This is a genomic window from Duganella sp. BJB1802, assembly GCF_013369445.1.
Classification (GTDB): domain Bacteria; phylum Pseudomonadota; class Gammaproteobacteria; order Burkholderiales; family Burkholderiaceae_D; genus Rugamonas; species Rugamonas vulcania_A.
This window is the reverse complement of record NZ_JABWEF010000013.1, coordinates 202,011-223,977: the sequence shown is the minus strand read 5'-3', so window position 1 is coordinate 223,977 and position 21,967 is coordinate 202,011. Positions and strand designations below refer to the sequence as shown.

21 protein-coding genes are annotated in these 21,967 nt (G+C 66.7%); 11 read left to right on the top strand and 10 right to left on the bottom strand.

The annotated features are described in order from the left end of the window. Positions 1 to 141 precede the first annotated feature (141 nt). The 4 genes from HUX88_RS20915 to HUX88_RS20900 form a co-directional block, all read right to left on the bottom strand. Entirely contained in the window at positions 142 to 549 is a 408-nt protein-coding gene (locus HUX88_RS20915; RefSeq protein ID WP_117011557.1) for a DoxX family protein, read from the bottom strand. Between the two features lie 71 nt (positions 550 to 620). After that, on the bottom strand, positions 621 to 1,595 hold the full coding sequence (locus HUX88_RS20910) for a sensor domain-containing diguanylate cyclase (protein ID WP_176363003.1): 975 nt from the start codon (positions 1,593 to 1,595) through the stop codon (positions 621 to 623). Then, complete coding sequence (locus HUX88_RS20905; RefSeq protein WP_117011555.1) at positions 1,592 to 2,221, bottom strand: chemotaxis protein CheX; 630 nt, start codon at positions 2,219 to 2,221, stop codon at positions 1,592 to 1,594. Before HUX88_RS20905 ends, HUX88_RS20910 begins: the two co-directional genes overlap by 4 nt. 2 nt (positions 2,222 to 2,223) lie before the next feature. Continuing rightward, positions 2,224 to 2,595 (bottom strand): response regulator, encoded by a 372-nt coding sequence (locus HUX88_RS20900; protein WP_117011554.1) that lies wholly within the window; start codon positions 2,593 to 2,595, stop codon positions 2,224 to 2,226. A 224-nt stretch (positions 2,596 to 2,819) separates the two neighbouring features. Here HUX88_RS20900 and rpiA point away from each other — a divergent pair, with 224 nt between their 5' ends. Together rpiA and HUX88_RS20890 are read left to right on the top strand one after the other, a co-directional pair. After that, the gene (gene rpiA, locus HUX88_RS20895) at positions 2,820 to 3,497 is read left to right on the top strand and encodes a ribose-5-phosphate isomerase RpiA (protein WP_176363002.1); all 678 of its coding nucleotides are present in this window, start codon (positions 2,820 to 2,822) and stop codon (positions 3,495 to 3,497) included. Beyond that, complete coding sequence (locus tag HUX88_RS20890) at positions 3,497 to 3,874, top strand: hypothetical protein (protein WP_229219439.1); 378 nt, start codon at positions 3,497 to 3,499, stop codon at positions 3,872 to 3,874. The genes rpiA and HUX88_RS20890 overlap by 1 nt, the downstream gene beginning before the upstream one ends. A gap of 37 nt (positions 3,875 to 3,911) precedes the next feature. On the opposite strand, the gene HUX88_RS20885 is transcribed toward HUX88_RS20890, so the two are convergent. Continuing rightward, on the bottom strand, positions 3,912 to 4,184 hold the full coding sequence (locus HUX88_RS20885) for an oxidative damage protection protein (RefSeq protein WP_117011551.1): 273 nt from the start codon (positions 4,182 to 4,184) through the stop codon (positions 3,912 to 3,914). A gap of 34 nt (positions 4,185 to 4,218) precedes the next feature. Continuing rightward, complete coding sequence (gene argA / locus HUX88_RS20880) at positions 4,219 to 5,529, bottom strand: amino-acid N-acetyltransferase (protein WP_117011549.1); 1,311 nt, start codon at positions 5,527 to 5,529, stop codon at positions 4,219 to 4,221. Positions 5,530 to 5,584: 55 nt separating this feature from the next. Here argA and hrpA point away from each other — a divergent pair, with 55 nt between their 5' ends. Together hrpA and HUX88_RS20870 are read left to right on the top strand one after the other, a co-directional pair. Continuing rightward, positions 5,585 to 10,000, top strand: a complete 4,416-nt coding sequence (gene hrpA, locus HUX88_RS20875; protein ID WP_176363001.1) for an ATP-dependent RNA helicase HrpA — start codon at positions 5,585 to 5,587, stop codon at positions 9,998 to 10,000. Positions 10,001 to 10,077: 77 nt separating this feature from the next. Further along, complete coding sequence (locus HUX88_RS20870; RefSeq protein WP_176363000.1) at positions 10,078 to 11,286, top strand: PHB depolymerase family esterase; 1,209 nt, start codon at positions 10,078 to 10,080, stop codon at positions 11,284 to 11,286. A 3-nt stretch (positions 11,287 to 11,289) separates the two neighbouring features. On the opposite strand, the gene HUX88_RS20865 is transcribed toward HUX88_RS20870, so the two are convergent. Then, positions 11,290 to 12,543, bottom strand: a complete 1,254-nt coding sequence (locus HUX88_RS20865; protein ID WP_176362999.1) for a putative Na+/H+ antiporter — start codon at positions 12,541 to 12,543, stop codon at positions 11,290 to 11,292. A gap of 138 nt (positions 12,544 to 12,681) precedes the next feature. On the opposite strand from HUX88_RS20865, the gene imuA reads away from it, so the two are divergent. From imuA to HUX88_RS20850, 3 genes are read left to right on the top strand one after another with little or no spacing between them, the layout of a single operon-like run. Continuing rightward, positions 12,682 to 13,401 carry a translesion DNA synthesis-associated protein ImuA gene (gene imuA, locus HUX88_RS20860; protein ID WP_176362998.1) on the top strand — a complete coding sequence of 240 codons (720 nt, stop codon included), beginning with the start codon at positions 12,682 to 12,684 and terminating at the stop codon, positions 13,399 to 13,401. Then, positions 13,331 to 14,809 (top strand): DNA polymerase Y family protein, encoded by a 1,479-nt coding sequence (locus tag HUX88_RS20855; RefSeq protein WP_176362997.1) that lies wholly within the window; start codon positions 13,331 to 13,333, stop codon positions 14,807 to 14,809. The genes imuA and HUX88_RS20855 overlap by 71 nt, the downstream gene beginning before the upstream one ends. A 31-nt stretch (positions 14,810 to 14,840) precedes the next feature. Next, a complete protein-coding gene (locus HUX88_RS20850; protein WP_176362996.1) occupies positions 14,841 to 15,596 on the top strand; it encodes a S9 family peptidase in 756 nt (251 codons plus the stop codon). Positions 15,597 to 15,608: 12 nt separating this feature from the next. Here HUX88_RS20850 and HUX88_RS20845 read toward each other — a convergent pair whose 3' ends face one another. From HUX88_RS20845 to HUX88_RS20835, 3 genes are all read right to left on the bottom strand, one after another. Then, complete coding sequence (locus HUX88_RS20845; RefSeq protein ID WP_161089992.1) at positions 15,609 to 15,956, bottom strand: hypothetical protein; 348 nt, start codon at positions 15,954 to 15,956, stop codon at positions 15,609 to 15,611. Between the two features lie 43 nt (positions 15,957 to 15,999). Then, positions 16,000 to 16,926, bottom strand: coding sequence for a sensor domain-containing diguanylate cyclase (locus tag HUX88_RS20840; RefSeq protein ID WP_176362995.1), 927 nt, complete (start codon positions 16,924 to 16,926; stop codon positions 16,000 to 16,002). 63 nt (positions 16,927 to 16,989) lie between these two features. Further along, on the bottom strand, positions 16,990 to 18,870 hold the full coding sequence (locus HUX88_RS20835; protein ID WP_176362994.1) for a M61 family metallopeptidase: 1,881 nt from the start codon (positions 18,868 to 18,870) through the stop codon (positions 16,990 to 16,992). Between the two features lie 69 nt (positions 18,871 to 18,939). Between HUX88_RS20835 and HUX88_RS31880 the strand changes: the two genes are divergently transcribed. The 4 genes from HUX88_RS31880 (at position 18,940) to HUX88_RS20820 (ending at position 21,964) form a co-directional block, all read left to right on the top strand. Next, complete coding sequence (locus HUX88_RS31880) at positions 18,940 to 19,107, top strand: hypothetical protein (protein ID WP_217916386.1); 168 nt, start codon at positions 18,940 to 18,942, stop codon at positions 19,105 to 19,107. 14 nt (positions 19,108 to 19,121) lie between these two features. After that, complete coding sequence (locus HUX88_RS20830; RefSeq protein ID WP_117011535.1) at positions 19,122 to 19,580, top strand: Hsp20 family protein; 459 nt, start codon at positions 19,122 to 19,124, stop codon at positions 19,578 to 19,580. A 167-nt stretch (positions 19,581 to 19,747) separates the two neighbouring features. Then, a complete protein-coding gene (locus HUX88_RS20825) occupies positions 19,748 to 21,253 on the top strand; it encodes a DegQ family serine endoprotease (RefSeq protein ID WP_176362993.1) in 1,506 nt (501 codons plus the stop codon). Between the two features lie 51 nt (positions 21,254 to 21,304). After that, positions 21,305 to 21,964 (top strand): response regulator transcription factor, encoded by a 660-nt coding sequence (locus HUX88_RS20820; protein WP_117011532.1) that lies wholly within the window; start codon positions 21,305 to 21,307, stop codon positions 21,962 to 21,964. The last annotated feature ends 3 nt before the right edge of the window (positions 21,965 to 21,967 follow it).

Genomic DNA, 21,967 nt, shown 5'->3' with positions numbered 1-21,967 from the left:
GCCGTTCGCTGAAGCCGAACGCCTCGCACAGCCATTGCGCCGCCACCGCCACATCCTGGTAGTGCAGCACGGGGATCACCATCACATCCTGGATCGAACGGTTCGGGGCCAACTGCGTCATGGTGCGCCTCCAGCGGATGGTTAGCGTGCGGGGATCTTCTGCTTGAGCTCTTCCCAGGCGGTCACCAGCAGGCAGGTGATCAGCAGCACGCTGTACTCCCAGCCGCCGGTGCCCGGCCCGACCACGAAAAAGCCGTTGTGGCGGTGGAACAGGATGATGCCGGTGGTGTAGATGATGGTCAGCGCCGCGCACACCGGCAAGGTCAGCCAGCGCAGGGCCAGCAGCATGGTGCCCACCGTCTCGGTCAGGTTGACGGCGTACGCCAGCCAGGTGCCGCTGCCGTGCGGGAAGCCTTGCTCCTCCAGGATCTGGCCGAGGATGGGACTGCTTCCCTCGTAGAAGCGGTAGGCCCCGTGGGTGAACAGGATGGCGCATAAGACCAGCCGCAGCAGGTCGGTGCCGGCGCTGGCGCGTGCAAAGATTTTCATGACTCTCCCGAAACATGGTTATTTTGGCATGACTACCCCGGCACTCTAGCACAGGCGCGCCGCGCCGGACCTCAGGCCGGCAGCAGGGCCTCGGTGCGGTCGCGGCCGTTGCGCTTGGCCAGGTAGAGCGCGCGGTCTGCCGCGCCGATCAGGGCCTCGATCTCGACCGGCGCCTCGACCCGCTGCGTGGCGATGCCGATGCTGACCGTGACGCGCTGGGCGGCGTCGTTGTTGCGCTCGTGCGGGATGGACAGCTCCTGGGTGCGCGCGCGGATCGCCTCGGCCATCAGGGTGGCCTGCTCGACGTCGGTCTCGGGCAGGATCATGGCGAACTCCTCGCCGCCGTAGCGCGCCATCAGGTCGCACGGCCGCTTGAGCATGGCCGCCAGCGCGGCCGCCACCTGGATCAGGCACTGGTCGCCCTTCTGGTGGCCGTAGTGGTCGTTGTAGGCCTTGAAGTGGTCGATGTCGATCATCAGCAGCGACAGCGGCGTGCCGCCGCGCTTGGCGCGCCGGTGTTCCTTTTCGATGGCGACGTCGAAGTGGCGGCGGTTGGCGATGCCGGTCAGGCCGTCGGCGAAGGTCTGGGTGCGCAGCACCATGGCCTGCTCGCGCAGCAGCTTCTCGCGCCCGACCGCGATGCTGACGTCATTGATCTGGATCAGGCAGTGGCGCGCCGCGCCCTCGACCGCGATCGGCGTCACCTCCACCGCCTGCTGGATGCGCTCGTTGCGGGCGGCCGCCACCGGGCTGGCGTACAGCGCGAACGGCGCCTTGTTGAGCGTCTGCGACAGCAGCGACGGGAAGTTGTTGTACAGCGCCTGCTGGATCGCCGACTCGACCCGGCCGCCGCGCAGGCCCGGGCAGACGGCGAAGAAGTCGGCGCCGATCACCTTGTCGTGGCCCAGGCCGGAATGCTTGATCATCCACGCGTTCCACAGCACCACGCGGCGGTCGCCGTCGAGCACGATGGCGCCCAGGTTCACCGCGCACAGCACGCTGTGCAGCAGGTGCAGGCGGTGCGCGTCGGTGAGCTTGCTCATCATGCCTGGCCCATCGCGCGGGCGATGTAGAGGTTGATCTGTTCCTTGAGGTCGTGCAGCGCCGAGATGTCGAGCACGAAGGCGACGTAGCCGTGGATCTGGTGCTTCTCCAGCAGGAAGTCGATGTGCAGCATCAGCACCACGGTGTCGGGCTGGCTGCCGGAGGCGATCAGGATCTCGTCGCTGGTGCCGACGTGGTACTGCGGCAGCGAGCCCTGCAGCTCGCGCTGGAAGATGTTGGCCAGCGTGCCCACGCAGGAGTTGAGGATGATGTTGCCGATCTCGCACATGGCCTCCTGCTCCATCTCGGTGAGCTCCTTCTGCGACACCGCCTCGCCCACCATCAGGCGCACGATCTCCAGGCTCTTATCCTCGGGGAACATGAGGATGGCCTCGGTCGAGAACGCGCCCTCGTAGTGCTGGCTGACGCCGCAGATGGCGCCGGCGGGCTCGGCCGATTTGCCGTCGAGCAGGCGCGCGGCCTCGGCGCGGTTGATGAAGCTCACCGACGGCACCGACATGTGCACCGCCTCGTTGACGATGGCGCTCATCGACGCCGCCGCCTGGCCGACGCCGATGTTGAAGATCTCGATCAGCGCGTCGTTCTCCAGCTCGGACAGGGAGAACATGATCAGGCCGCTTCCAGCGTGGACAGCAGTTGCGCGATGCGGGCCTCGGTGATCGGCTTTTCCATGAAGCCGATGCCCAGCAGGGTGGCGCGCTCGCGCGTGGCGGCCTGGACATTGGCGGTCAGCAGCGAGATCGGGATGGCGGGCAGTTCCTGGCGCAGTTGCTCGGCGGCGGCGATGCCGCCCATGCCGGGCATGTTGACGTCCATCAGGACCAGGTCCGGCCCGACGGCGCGCGCCTTGACCAGCGCCTCCTCGCCGGTGGCCGCCTCCTCGACGATCCAGTCGGCGTGCAGGGCGCCGATGTACTGGCGCGCCATCAGGCGCGACACGCGGCTGTCGTCGACAATCAAGACTGTTTTCGTAGGCGTCATGTCTCATCCCCCGCGATCATTGTTGGGCGCTGCGTTGTGATCATTCTCGCATATCCGGCCCCGTCGCTGGCAACCAACGTTGCGAGTCCGCTGCGCTTGTGCCAGTCTGCGACACCGGCGCCCGCCGTGTGTTGTCCATGCGCAATTTTTGGCGGAAAAGCGGGGCGGTCGGGGGCGATCCGTTAAAATAGCGGGATTGAATTCCCCTCTCTTATAGAAACATCATGACCCAAGACGAACTGAAACAAGCCGTAGCCCGCGCCGCCATCGATTATGTGGTGGACAACGAGATCATCGGCGTCGGCACCGGCTCCACCGCCAACTTCTTCATCGACGAGCTGGCCAAGATCAAGCACCGCATCAAGGGCACGGTGGCCTCGTCCGAGGCGACCGCGGCGCGCCTGCGCGGCCACGGCATCGAGGTGTTCGACCTGAACGACGTCGCCGAAATCGCCGTCTACATCGACGGCGCCGACGAGATCACCAAGGCCGGCGCCATGATCAAGGGCGGCGGCGCGGCGCTCACGCGCGAGAAGATCGTGGCCTCGGTGTCGAAGCAGTTCGTCTGCATCGCCGACGGCTCCAAGCTGGTCGACGTGATGGGCAAGTTCCCGCTGCCGGTGGAAGTGCTGCCGATGGCGCGCGCCTCGGTCACCCGCGCGCTGGCCAAGCTGGGCGGCACGCCCAAGCTGCGCCTCAAGCCGGGCACCGACGAGGCTTTCATCACCGACAACGGCGGCGTGATCGTCGACGTGGCCGGCCTGTCCATCACCGATCCGGTGGCGCTGGAACAGCAGATCAACCAGATCGTCGGCGTGATCGCGGTCGGCCTGTTCGCCGCGCGCGGCGCCGACGTCTGCCTGCTGGGCACGGCGGACGGCGTCAAGACGCTGACCTTCTGATGAACCGCCGCCGGCCGGTGCTGTGGATGGGTGGCGCGCTGCTGGGCGCCATGCTGCTCAGTTCCTGCGCGTGGGTGCCGTCGCTGGGCAAGCCCCGCGACGAAGCGCCCGCGCCGCGCCAGCCGGCGCCGCGCACCACGGCCGACGACGGCACGCCGCTGGCCTATGTGGACGGCGTGGAAATCCAGAAAGTGCCATTCCGCGCCGGCGTCTCGTCGGCGACGGTGGAGAAGCTGGGCAAGCAGCAGGGCTGCACGGGCGGCTGGGGCGCGGGATTGGTGAGCGAACCGGGACCTGTCGAGGTGTACCGCATGACTTGCGAAAACGGCAAAGTTTTCATGGCAAGATGCGAACTGAAGCAGTGTAAAGCGATGTGAATCCATGCCGGCGGCGGGCGCCGCCGGCGTTCCAACCTTATTCGGCCGGCGGCACGTAGCCTTGGGCCGCGTCGGCGCCGTCGCCGAAGAAGTGTTTCTCCATCTGCGTGGCCAGGTATTTGCGGGCGCGCTGGTCGGCCAGATTCAGGCGGTTCTCGTTGACCAGCATGGTCTGGTGCTTCAGCCAGGCCGCCCAGGCTTCCTTGGAAACCGATTCATAGATCTTCTTACCCAGTTCACCCGGATACGGTGGAAAGTCCAAACCCTCGGCTTCCTTGTTGAGTTTGATGCATTGAACGGTGCGGGCCATCTGTGTTGCTCCTAAAGCGGTAGGTAAAACGTGATTATAAGGTTTTAATCAAAACCTGGGATTTGCGCTGCCAGTTATACATGCGCTGGCGGTCCTTCGGCAGGGCGTCCACCGTGGCCGGCACGAAGCCGCGCTTCTGGAACCAGTGCGAGGTGCGGGTGGTCAGCACGAACAGCTTCTGGATGCCGATGGCGCGCGCGCGGTTCTCCATGTGCTTGAGGATGCGCTCGCCGTCGCCCTGGGCCTGCACCTCGGGGTTGACGGTCAGGCAGGCCATTTCCGCCATTTTTTGTTCCGGGAACGGGTACAGCGCGGCGCAGCCGAAGATCACTCCGTCGTGGTCGATGACGGAGAAGTAGTCGATCTCGCGCTCGATCAGCTCGCGGCCGCGCTTGACCAGCGTGCCGTCCGCCTCCAGCGGCTCGATCAGCTTGATGATGCCGCCGACGTCCTCGATGGTGGCCTGGCGCAGCGACTCCAGGTTCTCGTGCGAGATCATGGTGCCCACGCCGTCGTGGGTGAACAGCTCCAGCAGCGCCGAGCCGTCCATGTCGAACGAGACGATGTGCGAGCGCTCGACGCCGTTGTTGCAGGCCTTGACGCAGTGCTTCAGGTAGAAGGCGGTGGAATCCGGCAGGAAGCCGGCCTGCAGCACGGCCTCGGCCTGGTGCGAGGACAGCTCGCGGATCTCGGCGCCGCCGGCGTCGGTCATCATGCCGGTCTCGGTGATGAAGATCAGCTTGTCGGCGTGCAGGGCGATGGCGGTGCTGCAGGCCACGTCCTCCATGGTCAGGTTGAAGGCCTCGCCGGTGGGCGAGAAGCCCAGCGGCGATAGCAGCACCAGGCCGTCCGAGCCGAGGATGGAGTGGATGGTCTCGGCGTCGACCTTGCGGGTGATGCCGGTCAGCTCCAGGTCGACGCCGTCGATCACGCCCAGCGGACGGGCGGTGATGAAGTTGCCGGAAATGATGCGGATCGCCGCGTGCGACATCGGCGTGTTGGGCAGGCCCTGGCTGAAGGCGGCCTCGATGTCCAGGCGCAGCTCGCCGGCGGCCTCCTTGGCGCACTCCATGGCGGCGGTGTCGGTGATGCGCAGGCCGTTGTGGAAGCGGCCCTCGACGTTGCGCAGGGCCAGCTGCTCGGCCACCTGCGGGCGCGAGCCGTAGACCACGGTGACGTTGATGTCGAGCGCGTGCAGCAGCGACAAATCGTGCGCCAGCACCTGCAGCGCGCCGGCGCTGACGAGTTCACCAGGGAAGGCGACCACGAAGGTCTTGCCACGGAAGGCGTGGATGTACGGCGCGACTGAGCGCAGCCATTGGACGAATTGGGTAGGGTTTTCCATTAGGCGCATTATAATTCGGTGCGCGACTTCCGCGCCAAAACCTTTGTAAAAAACAATGTCAGAAGCCAGCAACAAGTCCAAAGGCGCGTCCGGCGCGCCCGCCAGCACGCAGAACGCCCCCTCCCGCGCACCACAAGCGCCCAACGCCCGCCCGGGGCAGGGCCAGCCACGCCCGCAAGGGGAGGGGCGCCCGCGCAGCAGCGAACCGCGTGCGGCCGGTGCGCCGGCGCAGCCAGGCCGTGGCCCGCGCCCGGCCGGCGAGTCGTCGCGTGCTCCGCGCGCCGATGGGCAGCCGTCGCAGCCAGGCCGTGGTCCGCGTCCCGCTGGCGAACAGCCACGCCAGGCCCGCGCCGACGGCCAGCCGCATCAGCCGCGCCCACCGCGTGCCGACGGTGCGCCGTCGCAGCCGGGCCGTGGTCCGCGCCCCGCTGGCGAACAACCACGCCAGGCCCGCGCGCCGCTGCCCGATGGCGAGGGCGGACTGATTGCGCCGCCGCGCCGCGAGCCCCGGCCGCGCCTGACGCCCGAGGAGCAGGCCGCCCGCGACGCCGAACGCGCCTTCCGCAACCCGCTGCCGCCGATCACCTATCCTGAAGACCTGCCGGTCTCCGGCCGCCGCCACGAGATCGCCGAAGCGCTGCAAGGCCACCAGGTCATCATCGTCTCCGGCGAGACCGGCTCCGGCAAGACCACCCAGTTGCCGAAGATCTGCCTGGAACTGGGCCGAGGCCAGAAAGGCCTGATCGGCCACACGCAACCGCGCCGCATCGCCGCCTCGTCCACCGCCAAGCGCATCGCGCAGGAGCTGGGCACGCCGCTGGGCGTCACGGTCGGCTTCAAGGTCCGCTTCGCCGACACCCTGACCAAGGGCGCCTCGGTCAAGCTGATGACCGACGGTATCCTGCTGGCCGAAACGCAAACCGACCCGCTGCTGAAGAACTACGACACCATCATCATCGATGAAGCGCACGAGCGCAGCCTGAACATCGACTTCCTGCTCGGCTACCTGAAGCAGCTGCTGCCGCGCCGCCCGGACCTGAAGGTGATCATCACCTCCGCGACCATCGACGCCGAGCGTTTCTCGCGCCACTTCGGCACGCCGGAGAAGCCGGCGCCGGTGATCGAAGTGTCGGGCCGCCTGTACAAGGTGGAAGTGCGTTACCGCCCGATCGAAAGCGATGTGCAGAATCCGGCAGTGGCCAACGCCGAAGGCAAGGGCCAGCGCACCGCCGCCGCCCGCGAAAAGCGCGACCTGATGGATGCCGTGGTCGACGGCGTCGACGAGCTGTCGCGCCTCGGCTCGGGCGACGTGCTGGTGTTCCTGCCCGGCGAGCGCGAAATCCGCGACGCCGCCGAAGCTCTGCGCAAGCACCATCCGCCGCACGTGGAGATCCTGCCGCTGTTCGCCCGCCTGTCGGCCGAGGAGCAGGAACGCGTGTTCAAGCTGACCAACGCGCGCCGCATCGTCCTGGCCACCAACGTCGCCGAAACCTCGCTGACCGTGCCGGGCATCCGCTACGTGGTGGACGCCGGTCTGGCGCGCGTGAAGCGCTACAGCTACCGCAACAAGGTCGAGCAGCTGCAGATCGAACCGATCGCGCAATCGGCCGCCAACCAGCGCGCCGGCCGATGCGGCCGCGTGGCCGACGGCGTCTGCATCCGCCTGTACGAAGAGCAGGATTTCCTGCAACGGCCCAAGTTCACCGAGCCGGAAATCCTGCGCTCGTCGCTGGCGTCGGTCATCCTGCGCATGAAGTCCCTGCACCTGACGGACGTGGAGACCTTCCCGTTTATCGAACCGCCGCTGGCGCGCGCCATCGCCGACGGCTACCAGCTGCTGCAAGAACTGGGCGCGGTCGACGAATACAATCAGCTTACGCCGCTGGGCAAGAAGCTCGCCAAGCTGCCGCTGGACCCGCGCGTGGGCCGCATGATTTTGGCCGCACTGGACAACGTCTGCCTGGACGAGATGCTGATCATCGCCTCCGCGCTGTCGGTGCAGGACCCGCGCGACCGGCCGATGGAGCACCAGCAGGCCGCCGACGAAGCGCACAAGAAGTTCGCCGACGAGAAGTCGGAGTTCCTCAGTTATATCAAGATCTGGAAGTGGTTCGAAAACGCGATTGAGCACAAGAAGACCAATCGCCAGCTGATGGACAACTGCCGCACCAACTTCCTGTCGCAACTGCGGCTGCGCGAGTGGCGCGACGTGCACTCGCAGCTGCTGACCATCGTCAAGGAGCAGGGCTGGCGCATCAACGACACGCCGGCCACGTATGAGAATCTGCACCTGGCGCTGCTCACCGGCCTGCTGGGCAACATCGGCTTCAAGAGCGAGGACGAACCGGGCGCCGGCTACCTGGGCGCGCGCGGCATCAAGTTCAACATCTGGCCGGGTTCCTCGCTGCTGAAGAAACCGGGCAAGTGGATCATGGCGGCGGAACTGGTCGACACCACGCGTCTGTACGCGCGCTGCGTGGCGCAGATCCAGCCGGAGTGGCTGGAGAAGGTCGGCGGCCACCTGCTGAAGAAATCGTGGGGCGAACCGCGCTGGGAAAAGAAATCGGCGCAGGTGACCGCGTCCGAACGCGCCACCTTGTATGGACTGGTGGTGTACAGCCAGCGCCGCATCAACTACGGCTTGTTCAACCCGGTGGAGGCGCGCGAGATCTTCATCCGCGACGCGCTAGTCGGCGGCGACTACGAAACGCGCGCGCCGTTCTTCGCGCACAACCATAAGCTGATCAAGGAAATCGAAAACCTTGAGCACAAGTCTCGCCGCCTCGACGTGCTGGTGGACGATGAACTGATCGCCGCCTTCTACGACAAGCTGATACCGGCCGACGTGGTCAACGGCGCCGGCTTCGAGAAGTGGCACAAGGATGCGACGGCCGCCGAGCCCAAGCTGCTGTACCTGAACCGCGACGAATTGATGCGCCACGAAGCGGCCGGCGTGACCACGGACCTGTTCCCGAAGATGATGTCGGTGACGGGGCTGGAGATGCAGCTGACCTATCACTTCGAACCTGGCAGCGTGCGCGATGGCGTGACCATGGCCGTGCCGCTGTACGCCCTGAACCAGCTGCCGCGCGAGCGTTGCGAGTGGCTTGTGCCGGGCATGTTGAAGGAGAAGGTGCACCTGCTGCTCAAATCCCTGCCGCAGAAGCTGCGCCGCCATTGCGTGCCACTGCCGGACTACGCCGCCAAGTTCTGCGAGCGTGTGCACGAAGCGGGCGTGTTCGGGCGGGGCGATTTGATCGACGCGATCATCGCCGACATCCGCGCGCAGATCACGATCTCGGTGCTGACCAGCGACTTCAAGCCGGAGACGCTGCCGGCCCACCACTTCATGAACTTCAAGGTGATCGACGAGCACGGACGCCAGTTGGAGATGGGCCGCAACCTGGCCACATTGCAGGCGGAATTCGGCACGCAGGCGCGCGAGAGCTTCCAGAAGATGGCCGAGTCGTCGGGCGGGCAGGGCGTGAGCATGCGCGCGCTGGGAACGAGCGGCAGCGCGGTGCCGTCCGCGTCGGCGAAAGCCGGTGCGCCAACTGCGGCGCAAGGCAAGGGCGCGCCAGCGGCAGCTGCCGCAACGCCGACGGCCACCAGCGGCATCACGCTGACCGGCCTGACCTCGTGGACCTTCGGCGAGTTGCCGGAGCTGCTGGAAATCGCGCAAGGCAAGCTGACGCTGATCGGCTTCCCGGCGTTGGTGGACAAAGGCACGCACTGCGACCTGGAAGTGTTCGACGATCCGACCGTGGCGGCGCGCACGCACCGCATCGGCCTGCGCCGCCTGTTCGCGTTGCAGATGAAGGACCAGATCAAGTTCATCGAAAAGAGCATCCCCGGCCTGCAGCAGATGGGCATGCAGTTCATGAGCATGGGCACGCAGGAAGAGCTGCGCGAACAGATCATCAACAAGGCCCTGGACATCGCCTGCCTGCAGGATCCGTTGCCGATCGACGCGGCCAGTTTCGCCAAGCGCAAGGACGAAGGCAAATCGCGCCTGGTGCTGCTGGTGAACGAGATCGCGCGCCTGCTGTCGCAAGTGCTGACCGAGTTCCACGGCCTGCCCAAGCGCCTGCAAGGGCTGCCCGCGCAGGCGGCGGCCGACATGCAATCGCAGTTGCAGGGATTGGTCAACAAGCGCTTCCTGTCGGAGAACGAGTACAGCCAGCTGTCGCACTTCCCGCGCTACCTGAAGGCGATGAATGTGCGTATTGAGAAGTTGCGCGGCGACCCGGCGCGCGACGCCAAGCTGATGGCCGAATGGCAGCAGGCCGCGATGCTGTACCAGCGCGCCAACAAGGATAAATCGGCCGGCAAGAACACCGATCCGAAGATGGTGGAATTCCGCTGGATGCTGGAGGAATTGCGCGTGTCCCTGTTCGCGCAGGAGCTTCGCACGCCGATGCCGGTATCGGCTAAGCGGCTGCAAAAAGTGTGGGAGTCGATGCAGCGCTAAGCGTCTGCTATGCGCGCTGGCGCACGCAGGCTGGAACGGGTTTCAAGTAGACTTTATCGCAACAGGAGAACACCGCGATGAAGAGATCCGCCAGCAGTTTGTTGCGCGGCCTGGTCCGCTCTGGGACGCGTCAAAGCCGCTCCGTCAGCAAGATCGTGACGGCGCTGTTCGCCGCCCCCGCAGCCGCCAAGCCCAAACGAAAACGCAAGCCCGCCGCCAAGGTGGCCAAACCCGCCAAGCCGGCGGCCAAGCCGGCCGCGCCGCGCGTGCGCGCCGCCACGTCCGCTGCACCGGGCGCCACGGGCCGCCGCAGCACCGTTTCGCCCGCCGCGTCCGGCCCGGCGCTCCGCCGCAGCACCGTTCCACCCGCCGCCGCGCACGTCCCGCCGTCGCCGGGCAAGTGGCTGGCATCGCACTACGCCACGCCGACGCGCCGCATGAGCTATTGGCTCTACCTGCCAAACAATCCGCCTGAAGACACGCAACGCAAAGGCCTGCCCCTGCTGGTGATGCTGCACGGCTGCCACCAGACCGCGACCCAATTCGCACAAGGCACGCGCATGAACCAGTGGGCCGAGCAGATGGGCTACGCCGTGCTCTATCCGCAGCAGCTGGTCAGCGTGCAGGCGCAGCGCTGCTGGAAGTGGTACGACCGCGCCACGCAGGAGGGCGGCGGCGACGTCCCCACCATCGTAGGCATGATCGGCAAGGTGATGACGCAATACGCCATCGACCGCTCGCGCGTTTACATCGCCGGCATCTCGGCCGGTGCCGGCATGGCCAACATCGTCGCGCTGAACCACCCGCAACTGTTCGCCGCCGTTGGGCTGCATTCGGGGCCGGTCTTTGGCGCGGGGCACAACACCATCGGCGCGCTGGGCGTGATGCAGCACGGCGCCGCCACGCGGATGGACAGCGCCGCGCACGAAGTGCTGATGCGCCATCCCCAATTCCCCGGCATGCCTGCGATCCTGATCCAGGGCGAGGGCGACCAGGTGGTACGTCCGATCAACCAGCTCCAGCTGACGCGCCAAAGCCGGCTGCTGAACCGCCTGTCCGAGGCGCCGAAGATCACCCACAAGCCACAAGGGCGCGGCGGCCGCCACAATGCCCACCAGCTGCACGATTTCTACGAAGGGAGAAAACTGCTGCTGCGCGTCGCCCGGATCGCCGACCTGGAGCACGCCTGGAGCGGCGGCGACCCGGCACTCGCCTTCAACGCCAAGGCCGGCCCGGACGCCAGCAAAATGATGCTGGAATTTTTCTCACGCCACCGGCGCGTGTAGGCGCTACAGCAGAAACGCCAGCGCAGCCACAGTCGTCGGCGCCAGCGCGCCGGCCAGCAGGCCGATAGCGCCTATCGATTCATCCTGGAAGCCGCGCCGCAGCAGCGACACGCCGGCCGGATTGGGCGCGTTGGCGATCACCGTCAGCCCGCCGCCGGCCACCGCGCCGGCCACCAGCATGTATTGCGATTGCGCCGAAATTCCCTGGATCAGCGAACCGAGATAGGTCAGCGCCGCGTTGTCGGTGATCGCCGTCAGGCCGAGCGCGCTGAAGAACAGCGCCACCGGCGGCAGGCTCTCGACGATGGGCTGTAACCACCATTGCTGCATGCCGCCCAACACCACCAGCCCGGCCAGGAAGAAGCCCACCAGCAAGCCCTCCTTGATGATCAGCGGATTCTGGTAGCGCTGGTAAGCCTGCGTGAAGCCCAGGAACAGCATGAAGATGCCGAGGAACAGCACCGGATGATGGCCCAGCAGCACCACCGCCGCCAGGAAGGCCAGGTGGATGGCGGTGACCGCCAGCGGCACCGCCGGCGCCGCAGCGACTTCGGCCGACGGCGCGGCCGGCGCCCGCAGATGCTTGCGCAGGATGAACGTGATCGCGGTCGCGTTGATCATCACCGCGATGGCCGCCTTCCAGCCGAAATGCGTGGCCATGAAGGCGCTGTCCCATTGCCAGGTGCCAGCCACCATCAACACCGGCGGCGCGGCGTAGGCGGTCAGCGTGCCGCCGATCGAGACGTTGACGAACAACACGCCCAGCGCGCCGTACTTCAGCCATTCTGGCATGCCGTCGCGGAACACCAGCGGCGCCAGCATCAGCGCGGCCAGCGTCATCGCGGCCGGCTCCGTGATCAGCGAGCCGGTCAGCGGCACCAGCGCCAGTCCGAACCACACCAGCGCCAGTTCGACGCGCATCGGCAGCAGCTTGGCCAGCACCAGCAGCAGGCGCTCCATGATGTCCAGCACCGGCCGCGACGCGGCCACCACCATTACGGTGAACACGAACAGTGGCTCGGTGTACTGGCGCGACTCGGCGTAATGGATGGCCGACTCGCCGCCGCTCAGCAGCGCGATGGCGGCGATCAGGATGAAGGCCCAGAAGCCGAACACCACCTCCACCTCGCCCAGCAGGTGGAACAGGCCCGCGTGGCGCGGGTGGCGGTGCGACAGGATTTCAAAGGATTTGGCCGCGAAGGTGTGCAGCAGCGCCAGTCCGAACAGGATGGCGCCGACCAGTTGAATGGTTTGCAAAGGATGTCCTTATTGTTAGGTTGCCTGAACCACATGGTACAGCATGGGGCGCACGATACAGAGATCGGCCTTGCCAAAAACGGCCGCAAATAGTACTGTGTATTTGTACAGTATTTGCGGTAGAATCCCATCCACACCATGAGCCGATCCGCCACCTCTTCCGCCACACTGGCGCCCGAAGCCGTCCACCCATCGTTATGGCTGGCGTCGCAACTGGCGCACAGCGCCACCCGCTGCGCCGACACCGGCTTTGCCGCCTTGTCGGCCCAGCTGCCGGGCGGCGGCTGGCCGCTGGGCGTGCTGGTCGACCTGCTGGTGCAGCAGCACGGCATCGGCGAGCTGCGGCTGCTGCGGCCGGCGTTGCTGGGACTGGGCAAGCGGCCCATCGTGCTGCTGCAGCCGCCGCACGCGCCGCAGGCGCTGGCGCTGGCCGCGCTGGGGCTGGAGCCGTCGCAACTGGTGTGGATACGCAGCGGCGCCAAGAGCGGCGACGCTTTATGGGCGGCCGAACAAGTGCTGCGCAGCGGCTGCTGCGGCGCGCTGCTGCTGTGGCAAAACCACGCGCGCGGCGAAACGCTGCGCCGCCTGCACCTGGCGGCGCAAAGCGGGGACACGCTGTTCTGCATGCTGCGCCCGCTGGCCGCCGCGCAGGATGCCTCGCCGGCGCCGCTGCGGCTGTCGTTGCACACGGCGCCGGGCGGCGTCAACATCGGCTTCGTCAAGCGACGAGGACCGCAGCGCGACACGCCCTTGTTCTTGCCCTTAACCCCATCGCTCTTACAACGTCATGCGCCTCTGGATCGGACTACACCTGCCACGGCTCCCGCTCGAAGTATTCTGCCCGCGCTGGTCGGCTGACCGCTGCACCGTGGTGCTGGAGCAGGAGCGGGTGGTGGCCATGTCGGCGCTGGCGCGGCAGGCCGGCGTCGAGGCCGGCATGCGGCGCGGCGGCGCGCTGATGCTGGCGCCGCAATCGCAGTTCCAGCAGCGCGCGCCGCAGCTGGAGGCGGACGCGCAACACGCGGTGGCGATGGCGCTGCTGCAGTTCACGCCGCAGCTGGCGCAGGCGGAGGAGGGCACGCTGCTGCTCGACATCGGCGCCAGCCTGCGCCTGTTCGGCGGCATCCGCGCGCTGTGCCGGCTGGTGGCCGCCAGCATGGAGGCGCTTGGTTTCACGGCCTGGCTCAGCTGCGCGCCCACCGCGCGCGGCGCCTGGCTGCTGGCCCGCAGCAACGCCGGGCGGGCCTTGACGATGGACGCGTTAGTGCGGCGCATGGACCGCTTGCCCGGCAGCCTGCTGCCTCCGGCTCGGCCCTACTTGAGCTGGTTGGAAGGCATCGGGTGCTTGACGCTGGGCGAGATGCGCCGCCTACCGCGTCCCGGCTTGCAGCGCCGCTGCGGCCGGGCTTTGATCGACATGCTGGACGACGCCCACGGCGAGCGCGCCGAGATGCACCAATGGCTGGAGGCGCCGGCCAGCTTCCGCGCCAAGCTCGAATTATTCGACCGCGTGGAAAACGCCGAGGCGCTGCTGTTCGGCGCGCGCCGCCTGTTGCAACAGCTGACCGGCTGGCTCAGCGCGCGCCAGTTCGCGGTCGAGCGCATCCGCCTGCTGCTGGAGCATGAGCGCGGCAAGGTGGCCGGCCCGCCGACCGTGATCGACATCGTGCTGGCCGAGCCGACCTGGCGCGACGAGCACCTGGTGCGGCTGCTCAAGGAACGCCTGGCCAAGCAGGTGCTGGACGCTCCGGTGATCGGCCTGTGCCTGGAGGCGCCGCAGGTGCGGCCGATGGCGCCGCCGAGCGACTCGCTGTTCCCCGAGCCGGGCGGCAGCAAGGAGGACTGGCAGCGCCTGCTGGAACTGCTGACCGCGCGGCTGGGGCCGGAGAACGTGCTGCAGGCGGCCCCGCGCGCCGACTACCGCCCCGAGCAGGCCAATGCCTGGGTCAGCGTGCAGGAAAAAATCCGTCCCGCCGACGCCCGCGCCCAGCTGCCACCGGACATGCCCAGCCTGCCGCGTCCCGCGTGGCTGCTGGCCAAGCCCATCCCTTTGCTGATGCGCGACCACCGGCCCTACTACGGCTCGCCGCTGAAGATCATGTCGACCGGCGAGCGCATCGAGGCCGGCTGGTGGGGCGCGATGCAAACCCGCGACTACTTCATGGCCGAGGGCGAGGACCACGCCCACTACTGGCTGTACCGCGAGCGCACCGGCCACGAGGGCGGGCAGTCGGCGCGCTGGTATCTGCACGGTTTGTTTGGTTAAATAGCGTCTGCCATCAACCACGGGACAGCGCATGCGATCACATCGACAGGAATTCCACGGCGCCGACGGCCAGAAGCTGGCCGCGCGGCTGGACGCGCCGGACGGCGCCATCCGCGCATACGCCTTGTTCGCCCACTGCTTCACCTGCGGCAAGGACGCGATTGCCGCCAGCCGCATCGCGCAGGCGCTCACCGAGCATGGCTTCGCCGTGCTGCGCTTCGACTTCACCGGCCTGGGCGCCAGCGAGGGCGAGTTCGCCAACACCAATTTTTCCTCGAATCTGGCGGACCTGCTGGCCGCCGCCGCCTACCTGCGCGCCAGCCACAAGGCGCCCAGCCTGCTGATCGGCCACAGCCTGGGCGGGTCGGCGGTGCTGGCGGTGGCCGGGGATGTGCCGGAGGCCAAGGCGGTGGTGACGCTGGCCGCGCCCAGCCATCCGGTGCGCGTGACGGGTTTGTTCAGCCAGCACCTCGATCAGATCGCCGCCGAGGGCGAGGCGCAGGTGCAACTGGCGGGCAGGCCTTTCCGCATCCGGCAACAGTTTGTCGAGGATGCGGGCGGGCATAATTTGAAGGTGAAGATCGCGGCCCTGAAGCGGGCCTTGCTGGTGATGCACGCGCCGGGCGACGATACGGTCGACATCGGCAACGCGATGGAGATTTTCACCGCCGCCAAGCATCCGAAAAGCTTCATCTCGCTCGACAGCGCGGACCACCTGCTGACCGACCGCGACGACGCCGTCTACGTGGCCAACCTGATCGCGGCCTGGAGCGACCGCTACATCTGACGCCGGCGGCGTTTATTCGTCGCCGAATTCCTCGGCCAGGTCTTTCCAGCCCTTGCCGGCGGCGAAGGTGTTGAATTCGTCCGGCGCTTCCAGCACCAGCAGCTTGCTTTCCTGGAGCACGGAATCGCCGGCGGTCAGGGCCGGGCCCTTGTAGCCGACGGTGCGTAGTTGCGCGACCACGGCGTCGATCAGCGATTTGTCCTTGTGCAGGCCGCTGATCGAACCGGAAAAGTCCACATACACGTCGATCGCGCCGTAACCTTCGTCGAAGATACGGATCGCCTTGGCGTCGTGGGCACGGCCGGAGCCGTCGGAGGCCTTGAAGGGGCCGCTGAGTTGGATGTCGGTGTCTTTGTTCATGCCATCAGGATACACCAAAATCGGCAAACGCCAAGGCGCCAGACTAGCGCGAGACGGTGTCGCGCCCCAGATGTTTGGCCCGGTACAGGGCCTGGTCGGCCTGTTCGTAGACCTCGTCCTGGCTCGGCGCCGCGTCCGGCACGACGAAGGCCAGGCCCAGCGACAAGGTCACATGGCCGCTCGGCGCGTTGCCCTGGTGCGGAATGCGGCGCGCCGCCACGTCGGCGCGGATGCGCTCGGCCAGCGCCACGCTGTCGTCGGCGCTGTTGCTGGCGAACAGACAGGCGAACTCGTCGCCGCCGATGCGGAAGCACAAATCGCCCGGACGGTTGAGCGCGCGGCGCATGGCGTCGGCCACCGCCTTCAACACCTGGTCGCCCTGCGGGTGGCCGTAGCTGTCGTTGTATTCCTTGAAGCGGTCGACATCGATCAGCAACAGCGTCAGCAGGCGCTGGTCGCGGCGGGCGCGCTTCTGCTCCTCGCCGAAGCGGATGTTGAGGTAGCGGCGGTTCTTCAGCCCGGTCAACTCGTCGGTCACGCTGTCGATCTGCGCGGCCTTGGTGTCCGTGATGTCGGTGGAGACGGCGCAGGTGGCGTAGACCCGGCCGTCGTCGTCGAGCAGCGGGAACTTCACGGTCATGTAGGTGTGCAGCGTCTTGTCGCGGTGGTAGACCGTTTCCTCCTCCTGGACCGCGCGCTGTTCCAGCGCCGCCGTGCGGTCGTTGCGCCACAGCTGCTCGGCGATCTCGCGCGGGAACAGCTCGAACACGTTGGCGCCGACAAAGTTGGCGGGGTCGTAGCCGTCGAGGATGTCGAAATGGCGGTTGGCCATCGTGATATTGCCCTGCAAATCCTTGGTCGATATCAGGATGGGGGCGTTGTCGAGCAGGGCGTGGAAAATGCGGTCGGACACGCGCAGCTGGTCTAGCTCGGTGCGCGGTGGAGGGCGGGGATCGGTCCGGTCTGGCATGGGACCAGTATAACCCGGCGGGGCGCCGCCACAAGCGGCCGGCGCCCCGTCGAAACGACAATCTTACTTCAGCGGTTGCAGAATTGCATCAAGGCGGTCCGGCGTGCCCTCGATGCGTTCCAGGCGCGGATACTTCAGGCCTTCGTGGTAGTCGAGCGCATAGGTCTGGTACAAGCTGCCCTTCTTGACCAGCAGGGTGATCGGCTCCTTGCCGGTCTTGGCGGCCGTGACGGCGGCGCGCAGCACCTCGGCCTTGTAGGCGCGGCCGTTGACGGCCAGCAGCGTGCTGCCGCCCGACAGGCCGGCCTTGAAGCCCACGCCTTCCCACACGAAGCCTTCCAGCTTGCCATCCGATCCCACCGAGAAGCCCAGCGAGTACTGGAAGTTGGCCGACTTGCTTTGGTCTTCCCTGGCTTTCAGGAAGTCGGTCGGCTTGTCGGTGTAGACCAGCTTCCAGCCGGCGCGCGCCAGGCCGTCCAGCGGCGCGCCGGGGCCGTGGCCGTCCAGGCGGGTGCGCAGGAAGCCGGCCCAGTCGTACGGCTGCACCGCGTTGAGCGCCTTGACCACGTCGTCGAAGGTGTAGTGCCTGGCCACGTTGACGCCGTCGTCGACGCCGAAGAAGCTGCGGGCGAAGTCGTTGAGCGAACGCTTGTCGCCGGATTTCTCGCGGATCAGCGTGTCGGCGTCCAGCCAGATCAACTCGCCTTCCGAGTAGTAGTCCTCGGCGCGCTGCCAGTTGTTCCAGCCTTGCGGGCGGCGGGCGTTGACGATCGGGTCGTTGGTGGTGTCCTGCACCGCGCGCCATTCGCGGCCGCGGGTGTTGTCGTAGCGGGCGGCGGTGGCGGCCAGCAGGTCGCGCGTGTGCTCGGGCTTGATCAGGCCCGAGCGCGCCGCGATCACCGCGCCCCAGTACTGGGTCTGGCCCTCGTACACCCACAGCAGCGAGTTCTGCAGCGGCGTGTTGAAGTTGGGGACGTTCTGGTCGGCCGGGCGGCGGAACTTGCCGTTCCACGAGTGCGTGAATTCATGCGGCAGCAGTTCGCGTCCGGCCTCGTTCTTGGTCCAGTCGGTGAAGTAGCCCGTCTTGACGCCGTTCTCGCTCGACTGGTGATGCTCGCGGCCGATGCCGCCGAACTCGTCGCTGATGGCGAACAGGAAGTCGTAGTGCTGGTAGTGCTGCGAGTTGAACAGCTTGTAGGCCTGCTGCACCATGGCGCGGTGCGGAGCGATCTGCTCCGGCGTCGCTTCCAGCTGTTCGGGCGTGTCGGCCACCACGTTCAGGTGCACCGGCACCTTGGCGCCCGGATCGAGGTCGATGCGGCGGAAGTAACGGCCGGCGAACAGCGGCGAATCCATCATCGCCTCCAGGTCCAGCGGCTTGAAGGCGATCTCGTCGCCGGTGCGCGAGGCCGTCTCCAGCGCGGTGCCGTATTGCCAGCCCGCCGGCAGCGTCAGGTTGGGCTGCATGGCGATGCGGCGGCTGTTGTAGCCGGCCGGGTACAGCGTCACCGATTGCCACTGCACGCCGAGGATGTCGTTGGTCATCGTGTTGCGGCCCTGGTTGGCCTCGGTCGGCGACAGGTACTGGAATTCCACGTCCACCGACGACGCGTCCCTGGGCACCTCGATGTGGAAGGCGTAGACGTTGACCGTGTCGCGCTTCCACTCCAGCGGCTTGCCGTTGGCGCTGACCTTGAGGCCGGCGAACTGGCTGATCGCGCCGCTGGGACCGTGGTTGCCGACCACCCACTGCGGATACAGCAGGGTCAGCTTGCCGGGCTTGGCGGGGATGGTTTCGCGCACGCGGAAGATTTGCTGCGCCGTGTTGGTGGCGTCCACTTTCAAGACGATGGTGCCTGGGTAAGGCTGTTCGGAGATGGCTTCTGCCTGGGCGCTGAAGGCGGTGGCCAACAGGACGGTGAGGGCGGCACGGGACATGGACATGTGGTCGATAACGAGGTTGGACAAGAAGGCGAGTGTAGCATGCAGGCAACTTGCAAATCTTGCAAAAGCATGGCGCGCCGCAGCGAAAATATTTTTAAAATTTTTGCGGCGCTGGGGATCTTGAGGCCGTTTTTCAAGGCCTTGAAAGGCCCGAAAACCATCCTTATATCGGACTCAGTGGTTGCCCAGATGGGGACCACCGAGGGGAATCTTCCCCGCCCATATCGCTTAACTTGAAAAGGATATTCACCATGCGTACTTTTGACCTGACCCCACTGTATCGTTCCGCCATCGGCTTCGACCGCCTGGCCCAAATGCTCAACGACGCCCAGCGCGGCGATTCGACCCCGAGCTACCCACCGTACAACATCGAACTCGTTTCGGAAGACAAGTACCGCATCGTCATGGCGCTGGCCGGCTTCGACCGCTCGGAAATCGACATCACCTTCGAGCGCGATTCGCTGCACGTCGTCGGCCGCAAGCAGAAGGACACCACCGAGCGCACCTATCTGCACCGCGGCATCGCGGCGCGCGATTTCGAGCAGCGCTTCCAGCTGGCCAACCACGTCAAGGTGACCGGCGCCACGTTCGACAACGGCATGCTCAACATCGAGCTGGTGCGTGAAGTGCCCGAGGCGCTCAAGCCACGCAAGATCGTCATCGACGGCAGCGACAACGTCACCGCCCTGGAGCAGCGCCAGGCCGCCTGATCTTCCGTAGTTGAGTAGTCCCGACTGGCCGGTATATCCGGCCAGTTTTGCGTAAACTTTTACGGAAACTCGGGTGCTTGTAAGCAATTGTATTGTTAAGACGGGTCTAAGTTTTTACCTTCATATTGGATACATCTACAAACCCTATTCAATTCAGGAGTGCAGCTATGTCCGAATCTACTCTCAAACGTGCAGCCCTCGCCGTGGCAGTGCTGGGCGTGATAGGCGTGGGTGGCGCCGCCGTTGTCAAACAAGGGAATGCCGTCGCCGCCGCCCCCGTCGTGGTGCAAGCCGCCGCGCCGGTGCAGGCCGCCGCGCCAGTCGCCGTGCCTGCGCCGCCCATCGCGCTGCCCGACTTCAGCGTCATCGTGGCCCACAACGGTCCGGCCGTGGTCAACATCAGCGTCACCGGCAGCACCAAGACCGCCTACGACGGCGGCGAGCAGGCCGGCCGCGGCGACCCGTTCGCCGACGACCCGTTCTACGAATTCTTCCGCCGCTTCCAGGGCCCGCAGCAGCGCGGCGGACAGCGCAGCATGCCGACCCACGGCCTGGGCTCGGGTTTCATCATCAGCGCCGACGGCATCATCCTGACCAACGCCCACGTGGTGCGCGACGCCAGCGAGGTGGTGGTCAAGCTGACCGACCGCCGCGAGTTCCGCGCCAAGGTGCTGGGTTCCGATCCTAAGAGCGACGTGGCCGTGCTGAAGATCGACGCCAAGAACCTGCCGGTGGTCCCGCTGGCCAAGGGCAACGACCTGAAGGTGGGCGAGTGGGTGCTGGCGATCGGCTCGCCGTACGGCCTCGACAACACCGTCACCGCCGGCGTGGTCAGCGCCAAGGGCCGCTCGCTGCCCGACGGTAACGTGCCCTTCATCCAGACCGACGTCGCCGTCAACCCCGGCAACTCGGGCGGCCCGCTGTTCAACACGCGCGGCGAGGTGGTCGGCATCAACTCGCAGATCTACAGCCAGACCGGCGGCTACCAGGGCTTGTCGTTCGCCATCCCGATCGAGGTGGCCGGCAAGATCAAGGACCAGATCGTTTCGACCGGCAAGGTCACCCACGCCAGGCTGGGCGTGACGGTGCAGGAGGTCAACCAGGGCTTCGCCGATTCCTTCAACCTGGCCACGCCGGAAGGCGCGCTGGTGGCCAACGTCGAGAAGGGCAGCCCCGGCGACAAGGCCGGCCTGAAGGCGGGCGATGTGATCCGCACCATCAACGGCACCAAGATTGTCAGCTCGGGCGATTTGCCGGCCATTGTCGGCCTGGCCTCGCCGGGTGATAAAGTGACGCTGGATGTCTGGCGCCAGGGTAAGCCGGTACAATTGAGCGCCACGCTGGGCAACGCCAACGACAAGGTCGCGGCCGCCGACGGCGACGAGCGCATCGGCCAGGCCAGCGCCAAGCTGAAGCTGGGCTTGTCGCTGCGCCCGCTGGAGAACATCGAGAAGCGCCAGTCCGGCATTCCGAACGGCCTGCTGATCGAGGATGCGCGCGGCGCGGCGGCCAACGCCGGCGTGCAGCCGGGCGACGTGCTGCTGTCGGTGAACGGCCGGCTGGTCAACTCCATCGAGCAGGTGCGCGAGGTGGTCGACAAGTCCGGCAAGTCGGTGGCGTTGCTGATCCAGCGCGGCGACGATAAAATCTTCATTCCGGTGCGACTGGGCTAAACCCTGGTCGCGGGCCGGCGGAACGCAACACAAAAACAGAAAGGGAACAATATGCGACTTCTGCTGGTGGAAGACGATACGATGATCGGCGAAGTGGTGCTCGACCTGCTCAGGGCCGAGCACTACGCGGTCGACTGGGTCAAGGACGGCGCGATGGCCGACACCGCGCTGCAGACCCAGACCTACGACCTGGTGCTGCTGGACCTGGGCCTGCCGCGCAAGGACGGCCTGGAAGTGCTGCGCTCGATGCGCGCGCGCAAGGAACTGACGCCGGTGCTGATCGCCACCGCGCGCGACGCCAAGGAACAGCGCATCGCCGGCCTGGACGCCGGCGCCGACGACTACGTGCTCAAACCCTACGACCTCGACGAACTGCTGGCGCGCATCCGCGCCTTGCTGCGCCGCTCGGCCGGGCGCGCCGAGCCGGTGTTCGAACACGGCGGCGTCAGCGTCAATCCGCAAACCCGCGAAGTGATCGCCGACGGCAAGCAGGTCAACCTGTCGGCACGCGAATGGGCGGTGCTGGAGGCGCTGATCGCGCGGCCGGGCATCGTGCTGTCGCGCCACCAGCTGGAGGAAAAGCTGTACAGCTGGAAGGATGAAGTCAACAGCAACGCGGTCGAAGTCTATATCCACGGCCTGCGCAAGAAGCTCGGCGCGGAGCTGATCCAAAACGTGCGCGGCCTGGGATACATGGTACCGAAGCTATGAAGG